The organism is Agromyces sp. Marseille-Q5079 (genome assembly GCF_051016555.1).
Classification (GTDB): Bacteria; Actinomycetota; Actinomycetes; order Actinomycetales; family Microbacteriaceae; genus Agromyces.
The window spans coordinates 257,679-278,535 of record NZ_JBPEJF010000001.1 but is presented as its reverse complement, the minus strand read 5'-3'; the positions used below and the strand labels follow the sequence as shown (position 1 = coordinate 278,535).

The 20,857-nt window shown below is 72.3% G+C and carries 23 protein-coding genes; 18 read left to right on the top strand and 5 right to left on the bottom strand.

The genetic code is table 11. The annotated features are described in order from the left end of the window. Position 1: 1 nt before the first annotated feature. From ACR3IO_RS01340 to ACR3IO_RS01310, 7 genes are read left to right on the top strand one after another with little or no spacing between them, the layout of a single operon-like run. On the top strand, positions 2-961 hold the full coding sequence (locus ACR3IO_RS01340) for an ABC transporter permease (protein WP_434069362.1): 960 nt from the start codon (positions 2-4) through the stop codon (positions 959-961). After that, entirely contained in the window at positions 961-1,956 is a 996-nt protein-coding gene (locus ACR3IO_RS01335) for an ABC transporter permease (RefSeq protein WP_434069361.1), read from the top strand. The genes ACR3IO_RS01340 and ACR3IO_RS01335 overlap by 1 nt, the downstream gene beginning before the upstream one ends. Continuing rightward, entirely contained in the window at positions 1,953-2,813 is an 861-nt protein-coding gene (locus tag ACR3IO_RS01330) for an ABC transporter ATP-binding protein (RefSeq protein ID WP_434069360.1), read from the top strand. Before ACR3IO_RS01335 ends, ACR3IO_RS01330 begins: the two co-directional genes overlap by 4 nt. Next, positions 2,810-3,658, top strand: coding sequence for an ABC transporter ATP-binding protein (locus ACR3IO_RS01325; RefSeq protein ID WP_434069359.1), 849 nt, complete (start codon positions 2,810-2,812; stop codon positions 3,656-3,658). The genes ACR3IO_RS01330 and ACR3IO_RS01325 overlap by 4 nt, the downstream gene beginning before the upstream one ends. Then, entirely contained in the window at positions 3,655-4,974 is a 1,320-nt protein-coding gene (locus tag ACR3IO_RS01320) for an alpha/beta fold hydrolase (protein WP_434069358.1), read from the top strand. Before ACR3IO_RS01325 ends, ACR3IO_RS01320 begins: the two co-directional genes overlap by 4 nt. Then, positions 4,971-6,470, top strand: a complete 1,500-nt coding sequence (locus ACR3IO_RS01315; protein WP_434069357.1) for an aminopeptidase P family protein — start codon at positions 4,971-4,973, stop codon at positions 6,468-6,470. The genes ACR3IO_RS01320 and ACR3IO_RS01315 overlap by 4 nt, the downstream gene beginning before the upstream one ends. Before the next feature lie 40 nt (positions 6,471-6,510). Beyond that, positions 6,511-7,182: a GntR family transcriptional regulator gene (locus ACR3IO_RS01310; protein WP_434069356.1), complete on the top strand. Its 672-nt coding sequence runs from the start codon at positions 6,511-6,513 to the stop codon at positions 7,180-7,182. A gap of 31 nt (positions 7,183-7,213) precedes the next feature. Here ACR3IO_RS01310 and glsA read toward each other — a convergent pair whose 3' ends face one another. Then, positions 7,214-8,476 carry a glutaminase A gene (gene glsA, locus ACR3IO_RS01305; RefSeq protein WP_434069355.1) on the bottom strand — a complete coding sequence of 421 codons (1,263 nt, stop codon included), beginning with the start codon at positions 8,474-8,476 and terminating at the stop codon, positions 7,214-7,216. Positions 8,477-8,669: 193 nt separating this feature from the next. Between glsA and ACR3IO_RS01300 the strand changes: the two genes are divergently transcribed. The 9 genes from ACR3IO_RS01300 to ACR3IO_RS01260 all read left to right on the top strand — a co-directional run bounded on the left by ACR3IO_RS01300 (position 8,670) and on the right by ACR3IO_RS01260 (position 16,893). Continuing rightward, positions 8,670-9,854 (top strand): NAD(P)/FAD-dependent oxidoreductase, encoded by a 1,185-nt coding sequence (locus ACR3IO_RS01300; protein WP_434069354.1) that lies wholly within the window; start codon positions 8,670-8,672, stop codon positions 9,852-9,854. Continuing rightward, positions 9,854-10,177 (top strand): (2Fe-2S)-binding protein, encoded by a 324-nt coding sequence (locus ACR3IO_RS01295; protein ID WP_434069353.1) that lies wholly within the window; start codon positions 9,854-9,856, stop codon positions 10,175-10,177. Before ACR3IO_RS01300 ends, ACR3IO_RS01295 begins: the two co-directional genes overlap by 1 nt. Continuing rightward, complete coding sequence (locus ACR3IO_RS01290) at positions 10,174-11,658, top strand: FAD-dependent oxidoreductase (RefSeq protein WP_434069352.1); 1,485 nt, start codon at positions 10,174-10,176, stop codon at positions 11,656-11,658. The genes ACR3IO_RS01295 and ACR3IO_RS01290 overlap by 4 nt, the downstream gene beginning before the upstream one ends. Continuing rightward, positions 11,655-12,572, top strand: a complete 918-nt coding sequence (locus ACR3IO_RS01285) for a dihydrodipicolinate synthase family protein (RefSeq protein WP_434069351.1) — start codon at positions 11,655-11,657, stop codon at positions 12,570-12,572. The genes ACR3IO_RS01290 and ACR3IO_RS01285 overlap by 4 nt, the downstream gene beginning before the upstream one ends. Positions 12,573-12,608: 36 nt before the next feature. Beyond that, entirely contained in the window at positions 12,609-13,610 is a 1,002-nt protein-coding gene (locus ACR3IO_RS01280) for a proline racemase family protein (protein WP_434069350.1), read from the top strand. Between the two features lie 73 nt (positions 13,611-13,683). Then, complete coding sequence (locus ACR3IO_RS01275) at positions 13,684-15,168, top strand: aldehyde dehydrogenase (NADP(+)) (protein ID WP_434069349.1); 1,485 nt, start codon at positions 13,684-13,686, stop codon at positions 15,166-15,168. Between the two features lie 75 nt (positions 15,169-15,243). Further along, on the top strand, positions 15,244-15,513 hold the full coding sequence (locus ACR3IO_RS01270) for a GlsB/YeaQ/YmgE family stress response membrane protein (RefSeq protein ID WP_434069348.1): 270 nt from the start codon (positions 15,244-15,246) through the stop codon (positions 15,511-15,513). Between the two features lie 156 nt (positions 15,514-15,669). Continuing rightward, complete coding sequence (locus ACR3IO_RS01265) at positions 15,670-15,960, top strand: DUF6412 domain-containing protein (protein ID WP_434069347.1); 291 nt, start codon at positions 15,670-15,672, stop codon at positions 15,958-15,960. 96 nt (positions 15,961-16,056) lie between these two features. After that, positions 16,057-16,893, top strand: coding sequence for a YidC/Oxa1 family membrane protein insertase (locus tag ACR3IO_RS01260; RefSeq protein WP_434069346.1), 837 nt, complete (start codon positions 16,057-16,059; stop codon positions 16,891-16,893). A gap of 39 nt (positions 16,894-16,932) precedes the next feature. On the opposite strand, the gene ACR3IO_RS01255 is transcribed toward ACR3IO_RS01260, so the two are convergent. Next, positions 16,933-17,676: a glutamine amidotransferase gene (locus ACR3IO_RS01255; protein ID WP_434069345.1), complete on the bottom strand. Its 744-nt coding sequence runs from the start codon at positions 17,674-17,676 to the stop codon at positions 16,933-16,935. Beyond that, a complete protein-coding gene (locus ACR3IO_RS01250) occupies positions 17,673-18,392 on the bottom strand; it encodes a LysR family transcriptional regulator substrate-binding protein (protein ID WP_434069344.1) in 720 nt (239 codons plus the stop codon). Before ACR3IO_RS01250 ends, ACR3IO_RS01255 begins: the two co-directional genes overlap by 4 nt. Before the next feature lie 188 nt (positions 18,393-18,580). Here ACR3IO_RS01250 and ACR3IO_RS01245 point away from each other — a divergent pair, with 188 nt between their 5' ends. Continuing rightward, positions 18,581-18,991, top strand: a complete 411-nt coding sequence (locus tag ACR3IO_RS01245; RefSeq protein WP_434069823.1) for a DUF5997 family protein — start codon at positions 18,581-18,583, stop codon at positions 18,989-18,991. Between the two features lie 4 nt (positions 18,992-18,995). Here the strand turns inward: ACR3IO_RS01245 and ACR3IO_RS01240 are convergent, their stop codons facing one another. Continuing rightward, entirely contained in the window at positions 18,996-19,634 is a 639-nt protein-coding gene (locus tag ACR3IO_RS01240; protein WP_434069343.1) for an alpha/beta hydrolase, read from the bottom strand. A gap of 41 nt (positions 19,635-19,675) precedes the next feature. On the opposite strand from ACR3IO_RS01240, the gene ACR3IO_RS01235 reads away from it, so the two are divergent. Continuing rightward, positions 19,676-20,260 (top strand): NUDIX hydrolase family protein, encoded by a 585-nt coding sequence (locus tag ACR3IO_RS01235; RefSeq protein WP_434069342.1) that lies wholly within the window; start codon positions 19,676-19,678, stop codon positions 20,258-20,260. On the opposite strand, the gene ACR3IO_RS01230 is transcribed toward ACR3IO_RS01235, so the two are convergent. Next, positions 20,227-20,751, bottom strand: coding sequence for a nitroreductase/quinone reductase family protein (locus ACR3IO_RS01230; protein WP_434069341.1), 525 nt, complete (start codon positions 20,749-20,751; stop codon positions 20,227-20,229). The genes ACR3IO_RS01235 and ACR3IO_RS01230 overlap by 34 nt on opposite strands. Positions 20,752-20,857 lie beyond the last annotated feature (106 nt).

Below are 20,857 nucleotides of genomic sequence, written 5' to 3'. Positions count from 1 at the left end.
CATGTCGACGGTTCCCAGCGAGCTGGCCGTCGAGACGGAGCCGAAGGGGGTGCTGCCCACGGGCAGCGCCCCCACCCCCGCTCGACGCGTGATCTCCACGCTCAGAAAGTCCCCCGCAGTCGTCTTCAGCGTCTGCATCATCGTGTTCATCGTGCTGCTCGCGGTGTTCGCGCCCGTGCTCTCGGCGATCACCGGCTGGGATCCGTACGAATTCGACCCGACCGCCATCGACTCCGACCTCGGCGGCATCCCGATCGGCCCGCTCGGCGGCATCAGCGCGTCGCACTGGCTGGGCGTCGAGCCCGGCAACGGCCGCGACATCCTCGTCCGCATCGCCTACGGCGCGCGCGTCTCGCTCATGATCGCCGTCTCGGCGACGATCATCACGACCACCTTCGGCGTCATCCTCGGCATGATCGCCGGATTCTTCGGCGGTCTCGCCGACCAGATCATCTCGCGCGTCATGGACTTCCTCATGGCGTTCCCCTCGCTCATCTTCATGATCGCGCTGCTGTCGGCGCTGCCGTCCGGCAATCGGCCCGCCCTGCTCGTGCTCGTGCTCAGCATCTTCGGATGGCCGTACACCGCCCGCGTCATCCGCGGCCAGGCCATGTCGTTGCGCAACTCCGAGTTCGTCGAGGCGGCCAGGGCCTCGGGCGCTCGGCCGGTCAAGATCGTGTTCCGCGAGGTGCTCCCCAACCTGAGAGGCACCATCATCGTGCTCGCGACGCTCGCCGTGCCCAGCTACATCGGCACCGAGGCGGGGCTCTCCTTCCTCGGCGTCGGCGTCATGCCGCCCACCCCCTCGTGGGGCCAGATGATCTCGACCGCGGTCGGCTGGTACGCCGTCGACCCGATGTTCTTCCTCATTCCCGGCACGTTCCTCTTCCTCACGGTGTTCGCGTTCACTGTGCTGGGCGACAACCTGCGCCGCGTGCTCGATGCGGGGGATGCCGCGTAATGGCCCTCACCATCCTCCGTCGTCTCCTCGCCGCCGCGGGTGTGCTGCTGCTCATCTCGCTGTTCACGTTCATGATCTTCTTCTGGCTCTCGCCCGACCCCGCGGTGCAGATCTGCGGCAAGACGTGCACGCCCGAGCGCATCGACCAGATCCGGGCCCAGCTCGGCCTGAACCTGCCGTTCTGGGAGCAGTACTGGCAGTTCCTCTCGGGCATCTTCACCGGCCGCACCTACGGCGAGGGCGCGGCGGCGATCGAGTGCGCCGCTCCGTGCCTCGGGTTCAGCTTCCAGACGAACCAGCCGGTGACCGACATGATCGTCGATCGGATGCCGGTCTCGGTCACGCTCGCGGTCGGCGCCGCGGCCCTGTGGCTGCTCGCCGGCATCGGCGGCGGCCTCCTCAGCGCCGTCAAGCAGGGCACCGGCTGGGACCGCGGCGTCATGATGTCGGCGCTCGCCGGCATCAGCCTGCCGAACTACTTCGTCGCGCTGCTCCTGCAGTACCTGCTCGTGGTGCAGCTGCGCTGGCTGCCGTTCCCGCAGTCGGTGACCTTCGCCGAGGATCCGCTCCTCTGGTTCCAGTCGTACCTGATGCCGTGGCTCGTGCTCGCCTTCGGGTACGCGGCGATGTACTCGCGCATCGTGCGCACGAACGTCATCGACACGCTCGGGCAGAACTTCATGCGAACGGCCAGGGCCAAGGGCCTCGACGCCCCGGTGGTGCTCCGACGCCACGCGCTGCGCCCGTCGCTCACGCCCGTGGTCACGCTGTTCGGCATGGACTTCGCCGGCCTCCTCGGCGGCGCGCTCATCACCGAGACGGTCTTCGGCCTGAACGGCGTCGGCAAGCTCACCGCCGATTCGATCGCGAAGAACGACCAGCCCGTGATCATGGGCGTGACCCTGCTCGCCGCGGCGCTCGTGGTGATCGCGAACATGGTCGTCGACGTCGCGTACACGTACCTCGACCCGAGAGTGAGGGTGAAGTCCGCATGAGTCTCACCGCACCGCGAACCATCTCGATCCCCGTGCCCGGGGCGACCCTCCTCGAGGTCGAGCACCTCACCGTGACGTTCCCGACCTCGGCCGGGCCGGTCGAGGTCGTGAAGGACGCCTCGTTCCGCGTCGAGGCGGGCGACACGCTCGGCATCGTCGGCGAGTCCGGGTCGGGCAAGTCGATGACCTCGCTCGCGATCATGGGCCTGCTGCCGCGCGGCGGAACCGCGACCGGCAGCATCCGCCTGAACGGCCACGAGTTGCTGGGACGCACCGACCGCGAGATGCGGCGCGTGCGCGGCGACAAGGTCGCGATGGTCTTCCAGGACCCGCTCTCGTCGCTGAACCCGTACTACACGGTCGGCCTCCAGATCGAGGAGGCCTACCGGGCCCACAACGGCGGCAGCCGCAAGGACGCCCGCAGGGTCACCATCGAGGCGCTCGAGCGCGTGCGCATCGCGGATGCCGCGCGTCGCGTCGACCACTACCCGCACCAGTTCTCGGGCGGCATGCGCCAGCGCATCATGATCGCGATGGCCCTCTGCCTCGAACCCGACCTGCTCATCGCCGACGAGCCGACCACGGCGCTCGACGTGACCGTGCAGGCGCAGATCCTCGAGTTGCTCGCCGACCTCCAGCGGGAGACGGGCACGGGCATGATCTTCATCACGCACGACCTCGCGGTCGTCAGCCAGGTCGCGCAGGACGTGCTCGTCATGAAGGACGGCGCGCAGGTCGAGAGCGGCACGGCCGAAGAGATCTTCTCGAACCCGCGGGCGCCGTACACCCGCGCCCTGCTGGCCGCGCTGCCTCGCATCGACGACCCGTTCGAGGAGCTGAAGGGAACGATCCGATGACCGACGCCATCCTGACGGCGAGCAACCTGACCAAGGAGTTCACGACCCGCGGCGACGGCGCCTTCATCGCGGGCACGAACACCTTCACGGCGGTCGACGACGTGAGCTTCGAGGTCCCGCGGGGCAGGACGCTCGGCATCGTCGGCGAGTCCGGCTCCGGCAAGTCGACGACCGCGCGCATCGTCGCGAAGCTCATCGATCCGACGCGCGGCACGCTCGAGTTCGACGGCGTCGACGTGACGAAGGCGAGCGGCCGGGCCCTGGCGTCGTTCCGGTCGAACGTGCAGGTCGTCTTCCAGGACCCGTTCTCGTCGCTGAACCCGCGCCACACGGTCGAGAAGATCATCACGGCCCCACTCGACTACCAGGGCATCTCGCCGAAGGGCGGCAAGCGCGCACTCGTGCGGGAGTTGCTCGACCGTGTCGGGTTGAACCCCGACCATGCCCAGCGCTATCCCGCCCAGTTCTCGGGCGGCCAGGCGCAGCGCATCGGCATCGCCCGGGCACTCGCCGTGAGCCCGAAGCTCGTGATCTGCGACGAGGCGGTGTCGGCGCTGGACGTCTCGGTGCAGGCCAAGGTCATCAACCTCCTGAACTCGCTGCAGGCGGAGCTCGGCCTCAGCTACGTCTTCATCGCCCACGACCTCGCGGTCGTCCGCCAGATCGCGGACACCGTGGCCGTGATGAGCCGGGGGCGTATCGTCGAGCAGGGCGACCGGGACGCGATCTTCGAGCGCCCCCAGCACGAGTACACGAGGGCGCTGCTCGCCGCGGTGCCGAAGATCGACCCCGAATGGGAGCTCCGACGTGCTCGGATGCTCGCCGAGGAAGGAGCCGGCGCGTGATCACCGCCGAGTACACGATTCCGGGCATGCACGTGCGCGACCACGTCGTCGAGGTGCCGCTCGACTGGTTCGACGACGACGACGCCCGCACGATCCAGGTCTTCGCGCGCGAGCTCGTCGACCCCGTCAAGCGACGCGACGACCTGCCCGTGCTGGTCTACCTCCAGGGAGGCCCGGGTGGCAAGGGCCCACGGCCCACCGGTCCCGACGGTTGGGTCGGCGAGGCGCTGAAGGAGCATCGGGTGGTGCTCCTCGACCAGCGCGGCACGGGCCGCAGCTCGCGCATCGACGGCCGCCTCATCACCTCGATCGGGGATGCCGCGGCGCAGGCCGAGTACCTCGCCCACTTCCGCGCGGACTCGATCGTGGCCGACGCCGAGCACCTGCGGAAGGCCGTGTTCGGCGGCCGCCGCTGGTCGACCCTCGGCCAGAGCTACGGCGGATTCATCACGCTGGCCTACCTCTCGCACGCCCCCGAGGGCCTCGCCGCCTGCTACGTCACGGGCGGCCTCGCGAGCGTCCGTCCTGATGCCGCGGAGGTCTACCGACGCACGTACCCCCGCGTCGAGGCGAAGAACCGCGAGTTCCGAGCCCGCTATCCGCATCACGAGGCCACGCTCGCGCGCATCGCCGACCGCCTCGACTCGGGCGACGTGCTCCTGCCCGGCGGCGACGTCCTCACGGTGCGCCGGTTCCAGAGCCTCGGCATCGACTTCGGCATGAAGCCGGGATACGAGCGCCTGCACTTCCTGATTGACGAGGCCTTCGACGCGGCATCCGACGAGCTCACCGACACCTTCCTCGCACAGGTCGAGGCGCGCAGCTCGTACAGCGACAACCCGCTGTTCGCGGTCATGCAGGAGTCGATCTACGCGTCGGATGCCACGGGCGCGACGAACTGGGCCGCGCAGGCCGAGCGCGACCGGCTGCCGCAGTTCGCCGAGTCCGCCCGGCCGCTGCTCATGACCGGCGAGATGATGTACCCCTGGATGTTCCGCGAGATCCGCGCGCTGCAGCCCTTCGAGGCGGCCGTCGAGCTGCTCGCGGCGCGCACCGAGTGGAGCGCGCTGTACGACCTCGACCGCCTCGCCGCGAACGAGGTGCCGCTCGCGGCGGCCGTGTACTACGACGACATGTACGTCGACGCCGGCCTGCAGCTGGAGACCGCCGAGCACGTCGGCAACGCCCGCGCGTGGGTGACGAACGAATACGAGCACGACGGCATCGGGGCGGAGCGGGTCGTCCCGCGACTGTTCCGACTCGTCGACGAACTGGGCGGACCGATCCGCGACCGAGCAGAGGAGCACGCAGCATGACCGAGGCCACCACCACCACGACCTCCCACGCCGGCCACGGCCACGAGGGTTCGGCGCAGGCGTCGGCGTCCGCAGCCGCGTCGATGCCCGCGCCCGCCACCCGCGATCCCCGCCTCCCGAGGCTGCGCGAGGTGCCCGCGTTCCTCGAGTACATGGCGACCGGATGGGACACCCCCGATCGCACGCCCCCGACCGAGCCCGGCGTCGCCGCGGCATCCGCTGCCCATCGGGCCCGCCTGAGCGCCGCGCTGCCCGGTCGCACGATCGTCGTGGCCGCGGGCCGCGCCCCGGTGCGGGCGAACGACACGAACTACGACTTCCGGCCCGACAGCGACTTCTTCTGGTTGAGCGGATGCTCCGCCGAGGACGCCGTCGTCGTGCTGACCCCCGCCGGAACCGGCCACGACGCGACCCTCTTCGTTCCGGCACCCGCGTACCCCGGCAACCCCGACTTCTTCGCGAACGCCGCGCACGGCGAGCTCTGGGTCGGCTCGGCGCCCGACATGGGCGACTGGGCCGCCGCGCTCGAGATCGACGTGCGCCCGCTCGAACGACTCGCCGAGGCCGTCGGGCGAACGGGCGAGGTGCTGCTGACCGGCACCCTGAACTCCGGGCATCCCGCGCTGTCGGGCGTCGCACGGTCGACGGAGCTCGGCCGCGTGCTCGCCGAGCTCCGCATGATCAAGGACGACTGGGAGGTCGAGGAGCTGCGGCGCGCCGTCGACAGCACCGTCGAGGGGTTCCGCAGCGTCATCCGCGAGGTGCCGAACGCGATCGAGTTCGGCGGCGAGCGCTGGCTGCAGGGCACGTTCGACCGACACGCGCGCACGTTCGGCAACGGCCCGGGCTATTCGACGATCGTCGGGTCGGCGGAGCACGCGCCGACCCTGCACTGGGTCCGCTGCGACGGGCCGGTGAAGCCCGACGAACTGCTCCTGCTCGACATGGGCGTCGAGAACCGCACCTACTACACGGCGGACGTGACGCGGACGTTCCCGGCATCCGGGACCTTCAGCTCAGCGCAGCGCGAGGTGCACGACCTCGTCGAGCGATCGCACCGCGCCGGGCTCGCGGCCGTGGCTCCAGGACGGCCCTTCACCGACTTCCACACGGCCGCCATGGAGGTCATCGCGAACGGCCTCTCCGACTGGGGGCTGCTGCCCGTCTCGGTCGACGAGGCGCTCTCGCCCGAGGGTCAGCATCACCGTCGCTACCTCGTGTGCGGCATCGGCCACCACCTCGGCCTCGACGTGCACGACTGCGCCCAGTCGAGCTACGAGGCGTACCAGGGCAGCGTCATGACGCCCGGCATGGTGCTCACGGTCGAGCCGGGCCTGTACTTCCACGCGTTCGACACGACCGTGCCGCCGGAGCTCCGCGGCGTCGGAGTTCGCCTCGAAGACGATATTTTGGTCACGACCGGCGGCTCCGAGGTGCTGTCGGCGGCGCTGCCGATCGACGCGACCGGCATCGAGCAGTGGATGCGAGCGCAGTGACCTGCACCTCGTCAGCACCTCCGACAGAGAGGACATCGAGATGGCCGTCACGGCGATCCGACCGGTCGAAGCACAGCTGAGCCTCCGGGCGCGCGTGGAGCAGGCGCTGTCGGCGGCGATCATCTCGGGCGAACTCGCGCCCGGCGAGCTGCTGACCGTGCCGACGCTCGCGGCGCAGTTCGACGTCTCCGCCACGCCCGTTCGCGAGGCGATGCTCGACCTCGAGAGCCGCGGGTTCGTCGAGCCCGTGCGCAACAAGGGATTCCGCGTCACCACGGTGAGCCCAGAGGCACTGCGCGAGATCGTCGAGGTTCGCCAGCTGCTGGAGCCGCCCGCCATGGAGGAGCTCGCCCGCCGGTTCCCCGCCGACCGGCTGCCCGCGCTGCAGGCGCTCGCCGAGCAGATCGTCGACGGTGCGAGGTCGGGCGACCTGCGGAGCTACCTCGAGGCCGACCTCGAGTTCCACCTCGCCCTCACACGGCTGCTCGGCAACCGGCTGCTCGTCGCCACCGTCGCCGACCTGCGCTCGCGCACCAGACTCGTCGGCCTCTCCGACATGCTCGAGACCAAGCGCCTCGACGAGTCGGCGGCCGAGCACCTCGTGCTGCTGCGTCACCTGGCCGAGGGCGACGCCGCAGCGGCGCGGGCGCTCATGCACCGGCACATCCACCACACGCTGGGGTGGTGGGCGGGCAACCCCGAGGGGGAGTAGCCCGCTCCGACCTCGCGCGGCCCGCGCGCCGTCAGGCGCCGAGCACGCCATCGGGGTCGCGCAGCTCGACGCGCGCGCGACCGTCGGCCGTCTCGCCGAGGGCCTCCGCGGCCCACCGGAAGATGCGCGCCGCCGGCTCGCCCACCCGGGTCACGGAACCGAAGTCGAGCGTGATGCTCCGCTCGGACTCGAGCAGCGGCAGCAGGCGGGTGAGCACCTCCTCGGCGTTGCCGAACGTCAGGTCTCCGCGCAGCATCGCGACGACGTCGTCGCCCGCGACCTCGGAATCGGCGCCCGCCCCGCCGACCGAGATCTCGCCGATCGGCGACAGCGGCGCATCGCGGTGCTCGAGCATGTGCAGGCCGTGCCGTTCGCTGAGCTCCTCGAGCATCGCGACGCCGCGCACGCTGTTGCCGCGCCCGTCGAGCCTCGGACTGAACGTTCCGATGCCGAACTCCTCGGGCTGCAGCGCCGCGATTCCGCCGCCGACCCCGCTCTTGGCGGGCAGCCCGACGCGCACGAGCCATTCGCCCGACGCGTCGTACATGCCGCTGCTGGTCATGACCGCGGTCGTCCATCGGGCGACGTCCTCGCTCACGACCCGTTCGCGCGTCACGGGGTTCACGCCGCCTCCCGCGAGCGTGGCGGCCATGATGGCGAGGTCGCGGGCGGTGACGGTCACCGCGCACTGGCGGAAGTACGCGGTCGTCGCGACCTCGGAGGTCGAGGCGAGCGTGCCCGCGGCGCGCGCGAGGTACCCGAGGGCCCGATTGCGGTCGCCGGTGTCGGCCTCGGACGCGAACACCGCCTCGTCGACGTCGAGCGTGCGCCCGGCGAACGCCGAGAGTCCGGCGTCGATCACCGCGAACTTCTCGTCGGCGCCGTCTCCCCGGATGAGCGAGGTGGTCACGATCGCGCCGGCGTTGATCATCGGATTGAGCGGTCGTCCCGTCGCCTCCTCGAGGCTGATGGCGTTGAACGGCTCGCCGCTCGGCTCGAGGCCGACGTGCCGGGTGACGGCCGCGAGTCCCGACTGCTCGAGCGCGAGGGCGAAGACGAACGGCTTGGACACCGACTGGATCGTGAACTCCGCGTCGCTGTCGCCCGCCTGGTGCACGGTGCCGCGCACGCTCGCGAGGGCGATGCCGAGCTGTTCGGGGTCCTCGTTCGCGAGTTCGGGGATGTAGGTGGCGACCGCGCCGGAGGTCTTCGGCCGTGCATGCTCGAGGACCGAGCCGAGCACGGCGGCGAGTGCGGAATTCAGCGGGCTCGGGGCGGACTCTGCGGCGGCCATGCCGTCAGCCTAGGTGCCCCGGTCGTCGCGGCGGTCGGGACACGGCGTCGGCGGCGCGGGGATTGCGCGCCGCATGGCGTCGCCACGACACTGAACGCATCGATGAGCCGGCGCGCCGTGCACGAGGGCGTTGAATCCGCCATCGATATGTGACATATTACTGTTGTCGGACCAGACGCGGAGAGGAGCGCCCATGACCAGCGACGTCGTCATCGTGGGCGCGGGCATCATCGGTGCGGCCTGCGCCCGGGCGCTCGCCGTCGCAGGGCTGCGCGTCACCGTGCTCGAGCGCGGAGCCGCGGCATCCGGAACCAGCGCGAAGGGCGAGGGCAACCTCCTCGTCTCCGACAAGGGGCCGGGCGCCGAGCTCGAGCTCGCGGTCTACGCGTCGTCGCTCTGGCCGAGCCTCGTCGCCGAGCTCGCCGACGAACTCGGGCCCGCGTTCCCGGCGCTGGAGTACGAGCGCAAGGGCGGACTCGTGGTCGCCACGACCGAGGCCGGCGCCGAGCCGCTGCTCGCCTTCGCCGAGGGCCAGCGCGCCGCCGGCGTCGACGCCCGCGCGGTCCGCATCGCGACCGCCCTCGAGCTCGAGCCGTGGCTGAACCCCGCGATCACCGCGGCCGTGCACTACCCCGACGACGCGCAGGTGCAGCCCGTCATCGCCACCGAGGCGCTCCTCGCCTCCGCGCGCAGGCACGGTGCCGTCGTGCGCACCGGCGTCGAGGTCACCGGCGCGACGCGCGACGCATCCGGGCGCATCGTCGGCGTCACCACCACCGAGGGCGACGTGCTCGCGGGTGCCGTGCTCATCGCGGCCGGCCCCTGGTCGGGCGAGGTCGCCCGATCGTTCGGCGCGACCCTGCCGGTCCGGCCGCGCCGCGGCATGGTGCTCGTGACCAGCCGCATGCCGCACCGGGTCTTCCACAAGGTCTACGACGGCGACTACTTCGGTGCGACGCAGTCGTCGGATGCCGCGCTGCAGACCTCGAGCGTCGTCGAGTCCACCGCCGCCGGAACCGTGCTCCTCGGCTCCAGCCGCGAGCAGGTCGGGTTCGACGAGCGCCTCCGCGTCGACGTGATCCGGGAGATCGCCGGAAAGGCGCTGCGCCTCTTCCCCTTCCTCGCGGACGCCTCGATCATGCGCACCTACGGCGGGTTCCGGCCGTTCATGCCCGACCACCTGCCGGTCATCGGCGAGGACCACCGCGCCGCGGGACTCTGGCACGCGAGCGGGCACGAGGGCGCCGGCATCGGGCTCTCGCTCGCGACGGCCGAGATGCTCGTCGCCGGCATGCTCGGCTCCGAGCCCCCCATCGACGCCGCGCCGTTCGCCCTCGATCGGGCGAGCCTCGCCCCCCACCTGGAGGAGGTCTCCTGATGGCCGCACGCATGGTGCCCGCCAAGCGCGATCCGATCCGCCCCGCGCCGGCGAACCCGATCGTGATCTCCATCGACGGCGACCCCGTCGCGGGCGTCGAGGGCCAGACCATCGCGGGCGTCGTGCTCGCGGCCGGCCGGCTCGCCTGGCGCAGGACCTCGGTCGACGCCCGTCCGCGCGGGCTCTTCTGCGGCATCGGCGTCTGCTTCGACTGCATCGTGACCGTGAACGGCGAGCGCGACGTGCGCGCGTGCCAGCGGCGCGCCGGCGACGGCGACGTCGTGCGCTCGCAGCACGACGAGCTCCCCGAGGTCGCGCGATGACCGCCCGCACGGTGCTCGTCGTCGGCGCGGGGCCGGCCGGCCTCGCCGCGGCCAGGGCGGCGCGCGAGCGCGGGGCATCCGTCACCCTGCTCGATGCCGCCGACGCCACGGGCGGCCAGTACTGGCGGCACCTGCCCGAGGCCCGGCCGTCGGCGAACGAGCGCGTGCTGCATCACGGCTGGTCCACCTACCGGGCGCTGCACGAGGAGCTCGAGCGCGACCCCGGGTGCGAGATCGTGCTCGGCGCGCAGGTCTGGGCGATCGAGCAGACCGATGATGCGGGTGCTCCGGATGCCGCGGGCCGGGCCGCCCCCGTCGCCGTGCACGTGCTCGTGGGTCCGCCCGACGGCGCGCGCCGCACCGGGCGCACCTTCCGGCCCGACGCACTCGTGCTCGCGACCGGCGCCCACGACCGCACGCTGCCGTTCCCCGGGTGGGACCTGCCCGGGGTGTTCACCGCGGGCGCGGCCCAGGCCTTCGCGAAGGGGGAGCGCGTCGCGCTCGGGGAACGCGTCGTGATCGCGGGCGCCGGCCCGTTCCTGCTGCCCGTCGCGGCCTCCGTCGCGGCCACCGGCGCGCGCGTGCTCGGCGTCTACGAGGCGAGCCGCGTCCCGGGCCTCGTGAGGGGCTGGCTGCCGAAGCCGTGGCAGCTCCTCGGCGCCGCGAAGAAGGGCGGCGAGCTCGCGGGCTACGTGGGCACGCACCTGCGCCACCGCATCCCCTACGTGACCGGGCGGGCCGTCGTCGCCGCCCACGGCACCGACCGGGTCGAGGCCGTGACCATCGCCGACGTCGACGCGAACTGGGCCCCGATCGCCGGAACCGAGCGTCGCATCGAGGCCGACGCGGTGTGCGTCAGCCACGGCTTCACGCCGCGCCTCGAACTGCCGATCGCCGCGGGCTGCGAGCTCACGGGCGACCGGTTCGTCCGCATCGACGACGGCCAGCAGACGAGCGTTCCCGGGGTGTACGCCGCGGGCGAGATCACCGGCATCGGCGGCGTGGACGCGGCCCTGGCGGAGGGCGCCATCGCCGGACACGTCGCGGCCGGCGGCAGCGCCGACGACACCGGGATCGCCGCGGCCGTCCGCGCCCGATGCACCTTCACCGGCTTCGCCGCCCGCATCGAGGCGGCGCACGGCATCCGCCCGGGCTGGAGCGGCTGGCTCGAGGACGACACGCTCGTCTGCCGCTGCGAGGAGGTGCCCTACGGCCGCCTCCGCGAGACGCGCGAGGCGACCTGCGGCAGCGGCCTGCGCTCGATGAAGCTCACCACGCGCGCCGGGCTCGGCATCTGCCAGGGCCGCATCTGCGGGCGGACGGTCGAGGAGCTCGTCGGCGCGCCCGCGGCATCCGTCACCACCGACCGCCGGCCCATCGCGTCGCCGATCCGCATCGGCGAGCTCGCGGCGGGCCACCACGAACCATCGGACCACGCGTCCGAGACCCTCACCACCGACGTCCGGAAGGGACACCCATGACCACGCAGAAATTCGACCTCGGCGGCGTCGTCGTCGCGACGACCCTCGCCTTCAAGGAGGACGCCTCCGCACCCGCCGGCCTCGCGGTCGACTACGACCGGTTCGCCGAGCACTGCGACTTCCTCATCTCGAACGGATGCCGCGGCGTCGGTCCGAACGGCTCGCTCGGCGAGTACTCGTCGCTGACCGACGAGGAGCGCCGCAAGGTCATCCAGGTCGCCGTCGAGGCCGTCGACGGGCGCGGCCTCGTCGTCGCGGGCGTGCACGGCGTGGGCTGGCACCAGGCCGTGAAGTGGGCCGAGTACGCCAAGGAGGACGGCGCCGACGGCGTGCTGCTGCTGCCGCCGACGATCTACCGCGCGAACCGCGCCGAGGTCATCGAGCACTACTCGCGCGTGAACGAGGTCGGCCTGCCGATCATGCTCTACAACAACCCCTTCGACACGAAGGTCGACCTCACGCCCGACCTCGTCGCCGAGCTCGCGCAGCTCGAGAACGTCGTTGCGATCAAGGAGTTCACGGCCGACATCCGCCGCGTGCTCGAGATCAAGGAACTCTGCGACATCGACGTCATCGCGGGTGCCGACGACCTGCTGTTCGAGTCGCTCGTCGTGGGCGCGACCGGCTGGTTCGCGGGCTACCCGAACGCGTTCCCCAAGGAGGCCGTCGAGATCTACGACCTCGTCAAGGCCGGGCGCATCGACGAGGCGCGCACGCTCTACACGCAGCTCGTCGCGGTCTTCCGCTGGGACTCGAAGACCGAGTTCGTGCAGGCGATCAAGCTGTCCATCGACATCGCCGGGCAGAGTTACGGTGGACCGACACGTCCTCCGCGCGGCCCGCTGTCGGCCGAGCACGAGGCGCAGGTGCGCCGCGACACGCAGAAGGCGCTCGACTACATCGCGAGCCGCTGAGCTCGCGCCGAATCGGACTGAAGGGCTGGAGGACGAATGCGCTCGAACCGGGTGATCTCGGCCGTCGACTCGCACACCGAGGGCATGCCGACCCGTGTCGTGACCGGAGGCGTCGGGGTCATCCCGGGCGCCACCATGAACGAGAAGCGGCTCCACTTCATGGAGCACCTCGACGACCTGCGGCTGTTCCTCATGAACGAGCCGCGGGGGCACGCCGCGATGAGCGGCGCCATCCTCCAGCCCCCGACGCGGCCCGACTGCGACTGGGGCGTCGTCTACATCGAGGTGAGCGGGTGCCTGCCGATGTGCGGGCACGGCACCATCGGCGTCGCGACGGTGCTCGTCGAGACGGGCATGGTCGAGGTCGTCGAGCCGGTCACCGAGATCCGCCTCGACACGCCCGCCGGCCTGGTGATCGCGCGCGTCGCGGTGAGCGACGGGCACGCCGACTCCGTGACGATCGAGAACGTGCCGAGCTACGTCGACGTGCTCGACACCACCGTCGAGGTGACGGGCTACGGCACGATCCCGTACTCCATGGCCTTCGGCGGCAACTTCTACGCCATGGTCGACCTCGACGCGGTCGGGCTGCCCTACGAGCGCTCGCGCCAGCAGGACATCATCGCCGCCGGACTCGCGATCATGGAGGCGATCAACGAGACCGCCCCGCCGCGGCATCCGAGCATCGAGGGCCTCGACCACTGCCACCACGTCGAGTTCATCGCACCGGGGTCGGATGCCGCGCTGTCGCGCCACGCCATGGCCATCTACCCGGGTTGGTTCGACCGGTCGCCGTGCGGCACGGGCACGTCGGCGCGCATGGCCGAGCTCTGGGCGCGCGGCGAGCTGGCCCTCGACACCGACTTCGTGAACGAGTCGTTCATCGGCAGCCGGTTCGTCGGGCGCCTCATCGCCGAGACCGAGGTCGACGGCCGCCCGGCCGTGATCCCGACCATCACGGGTCGCGCGTGGGTCACGGGAACCGCGCAGTACCTGCTGGATCCGAGCGACCCGTTCCCGACCGGATTCCAGTTCTGACGATCGCGCACGCGCACCCGCGCCCCGTTCCGACCAGCCCGACCGCGGCGCCTCGTCGCACCCAGGAGAGAGCATGACCCCCGAACTCGAGACCATCGCCGCGAACGCAGCGGCTGCCGCCCAGCCGTTCGCCGACACGAACCCGCGCGATCGCGCGCGGGCGCTCGTCGCCGTCGCCGACGCGATCGAGGCGAACGCCGACGCGCTCGTGCCGATCGCCATGGCCGAGACCGGGCTCGCCGAGGCGCGCCTGCGCGGGGAGCTCCGCCGCACGGCCGTGCAGCTGCGGCTCTTCGCCGAGGCCGTCGCCGACGGCGCCTACCTCGACGTGCGCATCGATGCGGCCGACCCCGAGTTCGCGCTGGGGCCGCGCGCCGACGTGCGCCGCTACCTCGTGCCGCTCGGACCGGTCGTGAACTTCGCCGCGTCGAACTTCCCGTTCGCGTTCTCGGTCGCGGGCGGCGACACCGCGTCGGCCCTCGCCGCCGGATGCCCGGTGATCCTCAAGGGTCACCCCGGGCACCCCGAGCTCACCGGACGCACGGCGGCGATCGTCGCCGAGGCGCTCGCGGCCGCGGGCATGCCCGACGGCGTGTTCCAGGTCGTCATGGGCCAGGAGGAGGGCGTCTCGATCCTCCAGGACCCGCGCGTGAAGGCCGGCTCGTTCACGGGCTCGATCCCGGCCGGGCAGTTCCTCGCCGGCATCGCCGCCGCACGCGAGGTCCCCATCCCGTTCTTCGGCGAGCTCGGCAGCCTGAACCCCGTCTTCGTGACCGAGGGCGCGCTCGCCGAGCGCACCGACGAGATCGTCTCCGGCTTCGTCACGAGCGTCAGCGGGTCGGCGGGCCAGCTCTGCACGAAGCCCGGCTTCGTCTTCGCGCCGACCGGTCACGGTCTCGACCAGGGCATCGCGGATGCCGCGGCATCCGTCGCCCCGCACCGACTGCTGAACCCGCGCATCGCCGAGGGCTACGTCGCCCGGCGCGAGGCCGTCCTCGCATCCGCGGGCGTGCGCGCCATCGCGGAGGGCCGCGTCGAGATCGACGGTGCCGGTCAGGGCTGGGTCACCCCGACCATCGTCGCCGTCTCCCTCGACGACCTCGTCGCCGCCCGCGCGACGCTGCTCGAGGAGTCCTTCGGCCCGCTCGCGGTGGTCGTGGAGGTCCCGCCCTCCACCGACCTCGCCGCGCTCGTGCCGACGCTGCTCGACGGCAACCTCACCGCCACCGTGCACGCCGCCGCGGGGGAGGCCACGCCCGAGCTGCGATCGCTCGTCCGGGTGCTCACCGAGCACGCCGGGCGGGTGCTGTTCGGCGGATGGCCGACCGGGGTCGCCGTCACCCCCGCCATGCAGCACGGCGGACCGTGGCCGGCCACCACGAACGACTCGTCCACGTCGGTCGGCACCGCCGCGATCACCCGGTTCCTGCGGCCGGTCGCGTACCAGGGCGCACCCGAGGAGCTGCTGCCCGAACCACTGCAGACCGCGAACCCGTGGGGCGTGCCGCAGGCCGTCTCACCGGCCGGCGAGTCGACCGGGTGGGGTGCGAACCTCTGACGCGCCGAATCAGCGCTTGCGCGCAGGCCCCGCGAGTGGTTGGTTGAGGAACAACGCCAGAGTAAGGAGCACATCATGGGTTTCTTCGCATTTCTGATCCTCGGCCTCATCGCCGGGGCGATCGCCAAGCTGATCCTGCCGGGCAAGCAGGGTGGCGGCTGGTTCATCACGCTGCTGCTCGGCGTCGTCGGAGCGTTCCTCGGAGGCTGGCTCGGCAGCCTGATCTTCGGGGTCGGCCTCAACGAGTTCTGGTCGTGGAGCACGTGGCTCCTCGCCATCGCCGGGTCGATCATCCTCCTGCTGATCTACGGCCTCGTCACGCGCAACAGCCGCAAGGCCGCGTAGCGGGCCACGACATCGGGTCGCGAACGAGCGGATGACGGTCGATCCGTCATCCGCTCGTTCGCGTTCGGCGTCACATTCCCCCATCGGCGGCGGGTCCGCCGGTGCTAGCGTGAGAACGCGATCGCACCATGCGTCATCGCCCGGAAGGAGACCGTCGTGGAACACGTCGTCGCCCTCCTCCGCCTGATCGGCGGGCTGCTCGAACCGCAGCTCGCGGGCGACGGGCACGTCTCCATGCTCGTCATCGGGGCGATCGGCATCGCGGCCGTCGCGGTCCTCGTCACCGCGTACCGGGCCGTGCCCGCTCTCGTCGGCGCCGATCCGACGGGCGCCGCCGTACGACTCCGGCAGACGGCCGATCCCGGCCGGCTCATCGCCCAGAGCGACCCCGACGCGGCAGGGCGCCCGCGCCCCAGGGCGCCGGGACGCGGCATCCAGGCCGCGTAGCGACATCCGCCCACCCGACCCGCGAACGCGGGTGCACCGGCGACCCCTGCCTCGCGGCCAGACGGATCCCCTTCCGCTCCGACCGCTAGGACTCCCTTGGACCTCTACGCCTTCCCGCCCATCGCCGCCGTGCTCGACCTCGCCTACGGGCTGCTCATGGCGCTCTCGAACCTCCTCGAGCCCCTCGCGGGCGCATCGAGCGCCGCGCTCGCCATCGTGCTCGTGACGCTGCTCGTGCGGGCCGCGCTCATCCCCGTCGGCATCTCGCAGGCCAAGGCCGAGCGCACGCGTGCCCGGCTCGCCCCGAAGCTCGCCGAGCTGCAGCGCAAGCACAAGGCGAACCCCGAGCGCCTGCAGCGCGAGATGATGGCGCTCTACGCCGAGGAGGGCACCTCGCCCCTGGCGGGCTGCCTGCCGATGCTCGTGCAGATCCCCGTCGTCGGCGTCATCTACGCCCTGTTCATCCTCCCCGTCATCGCGGGGCACCCCAACGAGCTGCTGACGCACACGCTGTTCGGCGTGCCCCTCGGGTCGAGCCTCGCCGGGTCGCTCGCCGCCGGCACGGTGACCCCGACCGTCGTGGCCGTGTTCGGGGCGATCGTGCTGCTCATCGCCCTCGTCGGCGAGATCACGCGTCGCGCGTTCCGACCCGTGCCCGGTGCTCCGGTGGTTCCGGGAGCTCCGATCGGCGCGCCGTCCGGGGCATCGGCGGGTGCGTCGACGGGGGCGGGGATGTCGCCGGCCGGCGTCGCGCGCATGCAGGGCGTGCTCGGCCTGCTGCAGTTCATCACCGCGGTCGTGGCGATGTTCGTCCCGCTCGCCGCGGCGATCTACCTGCTCGTCACGGTAACGTGGACGCTCGGCCAGCGCCTCGTGCTGCGCCGCGCGTACCCGGCCGTGCCGCCGCAGGTGCCGCCCGCACTGCCGGCGTGAGTCGCGCCGACGCCTGGGGTCGGGGCCCGATGCCCGACGTCAGGCGTCGGCGAGTGCGGCGAACCGTCGCAGCAGCTGTTGCGGCTCGGTGACGGATGCCGCGGCCAGCCGCTCGCTCACCGCGCGCAGCTCCGCTGCGGGGAAGTACCCGTGGTGGCGGTACACGTTCGCGCGGGCGACGAAGTCGGTCGCCGTGACCTCGGGGTGGAACTGGGTCGCGTAGACGCCGCTGGTGCCGACCCGGTAGACCTGCACGGGGCACGCGACGGACGAGGCGAGCAGCACGGCGCCCTCGGGGAGCCGCTCGGTGGCCTCCTTGTGCCCGACGAGCGCGTCGAAGCGCCGGGGGAGGACACCCGTGAGCGGGTCCTCGACGCCGGCCTCGGTGAGCGTGATCTCGACCGCGGCGGCATCCTCGCCGTGCTCGGTGCCCACCTCGCCCCCGAGCAGGCGGGTCAGCACGCCGATGCCATAGCAGGTGAAGAGCAGCGGACGGCCACCACCGAGGGCGGACTCGGCGACGCGCGCGAGGTCGTCCTCGACCCGCCGCTGCACGGGGTGCTTGTGCTCGTCGGCCGTGGTCACGTTGTACGGGCTGCCGCCGACGACGACTCCCGCGTAGCGCGCGAGGTCGGACGACCGCAGGGTCTCGACGTCGAGGCGCACATGTTCGAGGCGGTCGGAGTCCACGCCCATCGCCCGGCGGACCGACTCGTACTCGGGCCCGACGGCCTCGACCTCGGGCCGCGCCGAGAGGAACAGGAACGGCCTCGCCCCGGTCATCGACCTCTCCGCTGGTTGCGCTGCTTGCCGCCGGTTCGCGGCGCCGGCCGCGAGGTCCTGCCGCCCTTGCCCGACTTCGCGCCGCCCTTGCCCTTGCCGGCCTTCGCCGCCTCGGCGGCGCGTCGTTCGGCGGCCGCCTTCTTGGCCGCCTTCGCGGGCGAGAGCGCCGGCTCGTCGTCGTCACGGCCGCGCGAGCTCTTCGCTCCGCGGCCGCGCACGACGCCGACGAACTCCTGGATGTCGGCGTCGTCGCGCGCGAGGGTCCAGACGAGCGCGATGCGCGTGGTCGCGCCATCCGTCACCGGGATGGCGACGACGTCCTTACGTGCGTGCAGGCGCGCGACGCCGTGCGGCAGGATCACCATGCCGGTGCCGGCGGCCACGAGTTCGATGGTCATCGCGGCGTCGTCCTGCACCGGGGCGAGCGGTTCGTCGGCGAGGTCGGCGAGGGTCAGCGACGTCTCGTCGGCGAACGCGTGGTCCTTCGCGAGCACGACGACGGGCTGCTCCTCCCACAGCGGGATGACGTGCAGGCCCTCGTCGTCGACCGGCAGGCGCACGAACGCGACGTCGACCTCGCCGTCGCGCAGACCGGCGAGCTGCGACGCCTCGTCGACCCGGTGGGCCTCGAGCGGCAGGTCGGGTCGCCGCTCGTTCCAGGCCCGGAGCCATCGTGCGGGGCTGACCCCGGCGACATAGCGCAGTTGCAGGGTCATCTCGCCCCCTCCTGTACCGCGGAAACGCCCACCACAGGCTATCGCGCCGCAGCGGTCGGTCGTGGGCCGCGCGCGGGCGCGATCCACCGAGCCGCGGATCCGGGCGATGACGGAGGCCAGAGGGGACGGCGGCGGATGCCGTACACAGGTGGACCGGCTAACGTGTGAGGGTGAACGCCTCCCAGTCGATGAAACCCGAGACCGCCGCCAAGAAGCTCGGGATCCTCCTCGACGCGACCCCCGAGGAGTTCCGCGAGGGCGACGTCACGCGCGCCGAGCTCGCCGAACTGCAGGCCGACCCGCCCGCGTGGCTCGAGACGCTGCGTCGTGAGGGCCCGCACCCGCGCACGGTCGTGGCCGCGAAGCTCGGCATCTCCAACTCCGGTCTCGCCCGCGGCGGCGTCACCGAGCCGCTCACGAGTGCCGAGATCAAGTCGCTGCTCGAGGCGCCGCCGCAGTGGCTCGTGCAGGAGCGCGCCACGCAGGCCGCCGTGCGCCAGGAGAAGATCCGCGTCGGCGAGCGCGACAAGGAGCGCGCCGCGCGCTGGGCCGCCGAGGGCCGCACCTCGGGCGGCGGCGGTGGCGGCGCCGGCGTCTGATCCGTCAGGCCGCGTACTGCGCGCGCACGAACGCCGCGACATCCGCGAGTTCGAGCTCGGAGACCGAGTGGGCGAGCCCCTCGTAGATGCGCTCGTCGAGCGACGAGTGCGACGGCAGCCAGGTGCGGGTGCGCTCGACCGAGGCATCCGGAATCACCGTGTCGGCCGTGCCGCGCCCCCAGAACACCGGCGGCGCGAGCTCGGCGAGCCGCGCGTCGCCGTCGCCCGGGCGTTCGCCCGGGAGCACGAATCCGGCGAGGCTCACGGCGAACGCGAAGCGCTCGGGCGCGCGCCGGAGCAGTTCGAGCGCCATCGCGCCGCCCTGCGAGAAGCCGAGCAGGCCGACGGATGCCGCGTCGGGCGCGACCCGGTCGAGCCACGCGAGGATCGCGTCGGTCGCGGCATCCGCCCCCTGCACCGACAGCTCGGCACCCTCGGCGAGCAACGGGAACCAGGCGTACCCGTAGCCCGTGAACTCGGGTGCCCGCAGCGAGGCGAGCGTCGGCTCGAGCGGGAGGTACGGGCCGAGGCCGAACAGGTCGCCCTCGTTCGAGTTGAAGCCGTGCAGGAGCACGAGCAGCGGCCGGCCGGCACGGTCGGCTTCGGAGGCCGACCAGAGCACCGCCTCGTCATCGATTCGCATCCACGCATCGTATCCCGGCCGGGCTGGGGCAGAATCGAGGCATGAGCGTGCGCACCCCCGACCCCGACTGGAACGGCGACGAGCCCGTGAACCAGCCGGCGTCCAACCCGACTCCCGGCTGGCTGACCGACATCGAGTTGGCCGAGATCCGCGGGCGGCTGCCCCTGCTCTACGTCGAGGCGGTGCCGGTGCGCGTCGACGGGCTGGGGCAGGTCACCGAGGTCGGCGTGCTCCTCCGCGCGAACGCGGTGGGCGAGATGACCCGCACGCTCGTGTCGGGACGGGTGATGTTCGGCGAGACCGTGCGCGACGCCCTGTTCCGCCACCTCGAGAAGGACCTCGGGCCGATGGCGTTCCCGCTGCTGCCCGCGAGCCCCGTGCCGTTCACGGTGGCCGAGTACTTCCCGATGCCCGGCATCTCGCCGTTCACCGACGACCGGCAGCACGCCGTGTCGCTCGTCTTCGTCGTGCCCGTCACCGGCACGTGCGAGCCGCGCCAGGACGCGCTCGAGGTCACCTGGATGACGCCCGCCGAGGCCTCCTCCGACGCGGTCGGCGATGAGTTCGAGGGCGGCCGCGGCCTGCTCGTGCGTCAGGCGATGGCATCGGTCGGCGCGCTGCGCTGACGCGGGTTCCTCGGCTCGAGCACGACCACCGCGGTCTCGCGGCTGCGGCGGGCCGACAGCGCCTCGATGTCGTCGCCGAAGGTCTGCCAGGCGGCCCACAGGCGTGCCCGCTCCGCGCCGACCGCCGCGTGCGCCCGCACGAGGCGCTCCCCGGTCGGCAGCACGACGGTCGCCTCGGGGTGTGACAGCAGATTGAGCCACCAGGCCGGCTCGGGCTCGGCCCAGCCGTTCATCGCGAGCGTGACGAGGTTCGGGCCGTCCTCGAAGTACGCCACGATCACCGATCGTTCGCGGCCTGTACGGCGACCCGTCGTCGTGAGGCGCATGGTGCCCCACCGCTCGGGCTTCGGGGGCCAGAGGCCCTTGCGGCCGCGCGTGACGCGGTAGATGCCCCGATGTACGACCCAGGCGCTCCGCACGAACCAGCGGGGTGGGAGTCGTGGGGGCCGGCCGGCCTGGGCCGAGGGTGCGTCTCTCGCCGTGTCGTCCATCGTGGACCGCCCTCCTCGCCCGTGCTCCGCGGGCGGTCCCACAGTTGCCGAGCGGGCGCGCGGCGTCAATCGGCCGATCGGCCGAGTCCGGGCGGCCGGCTCGGTC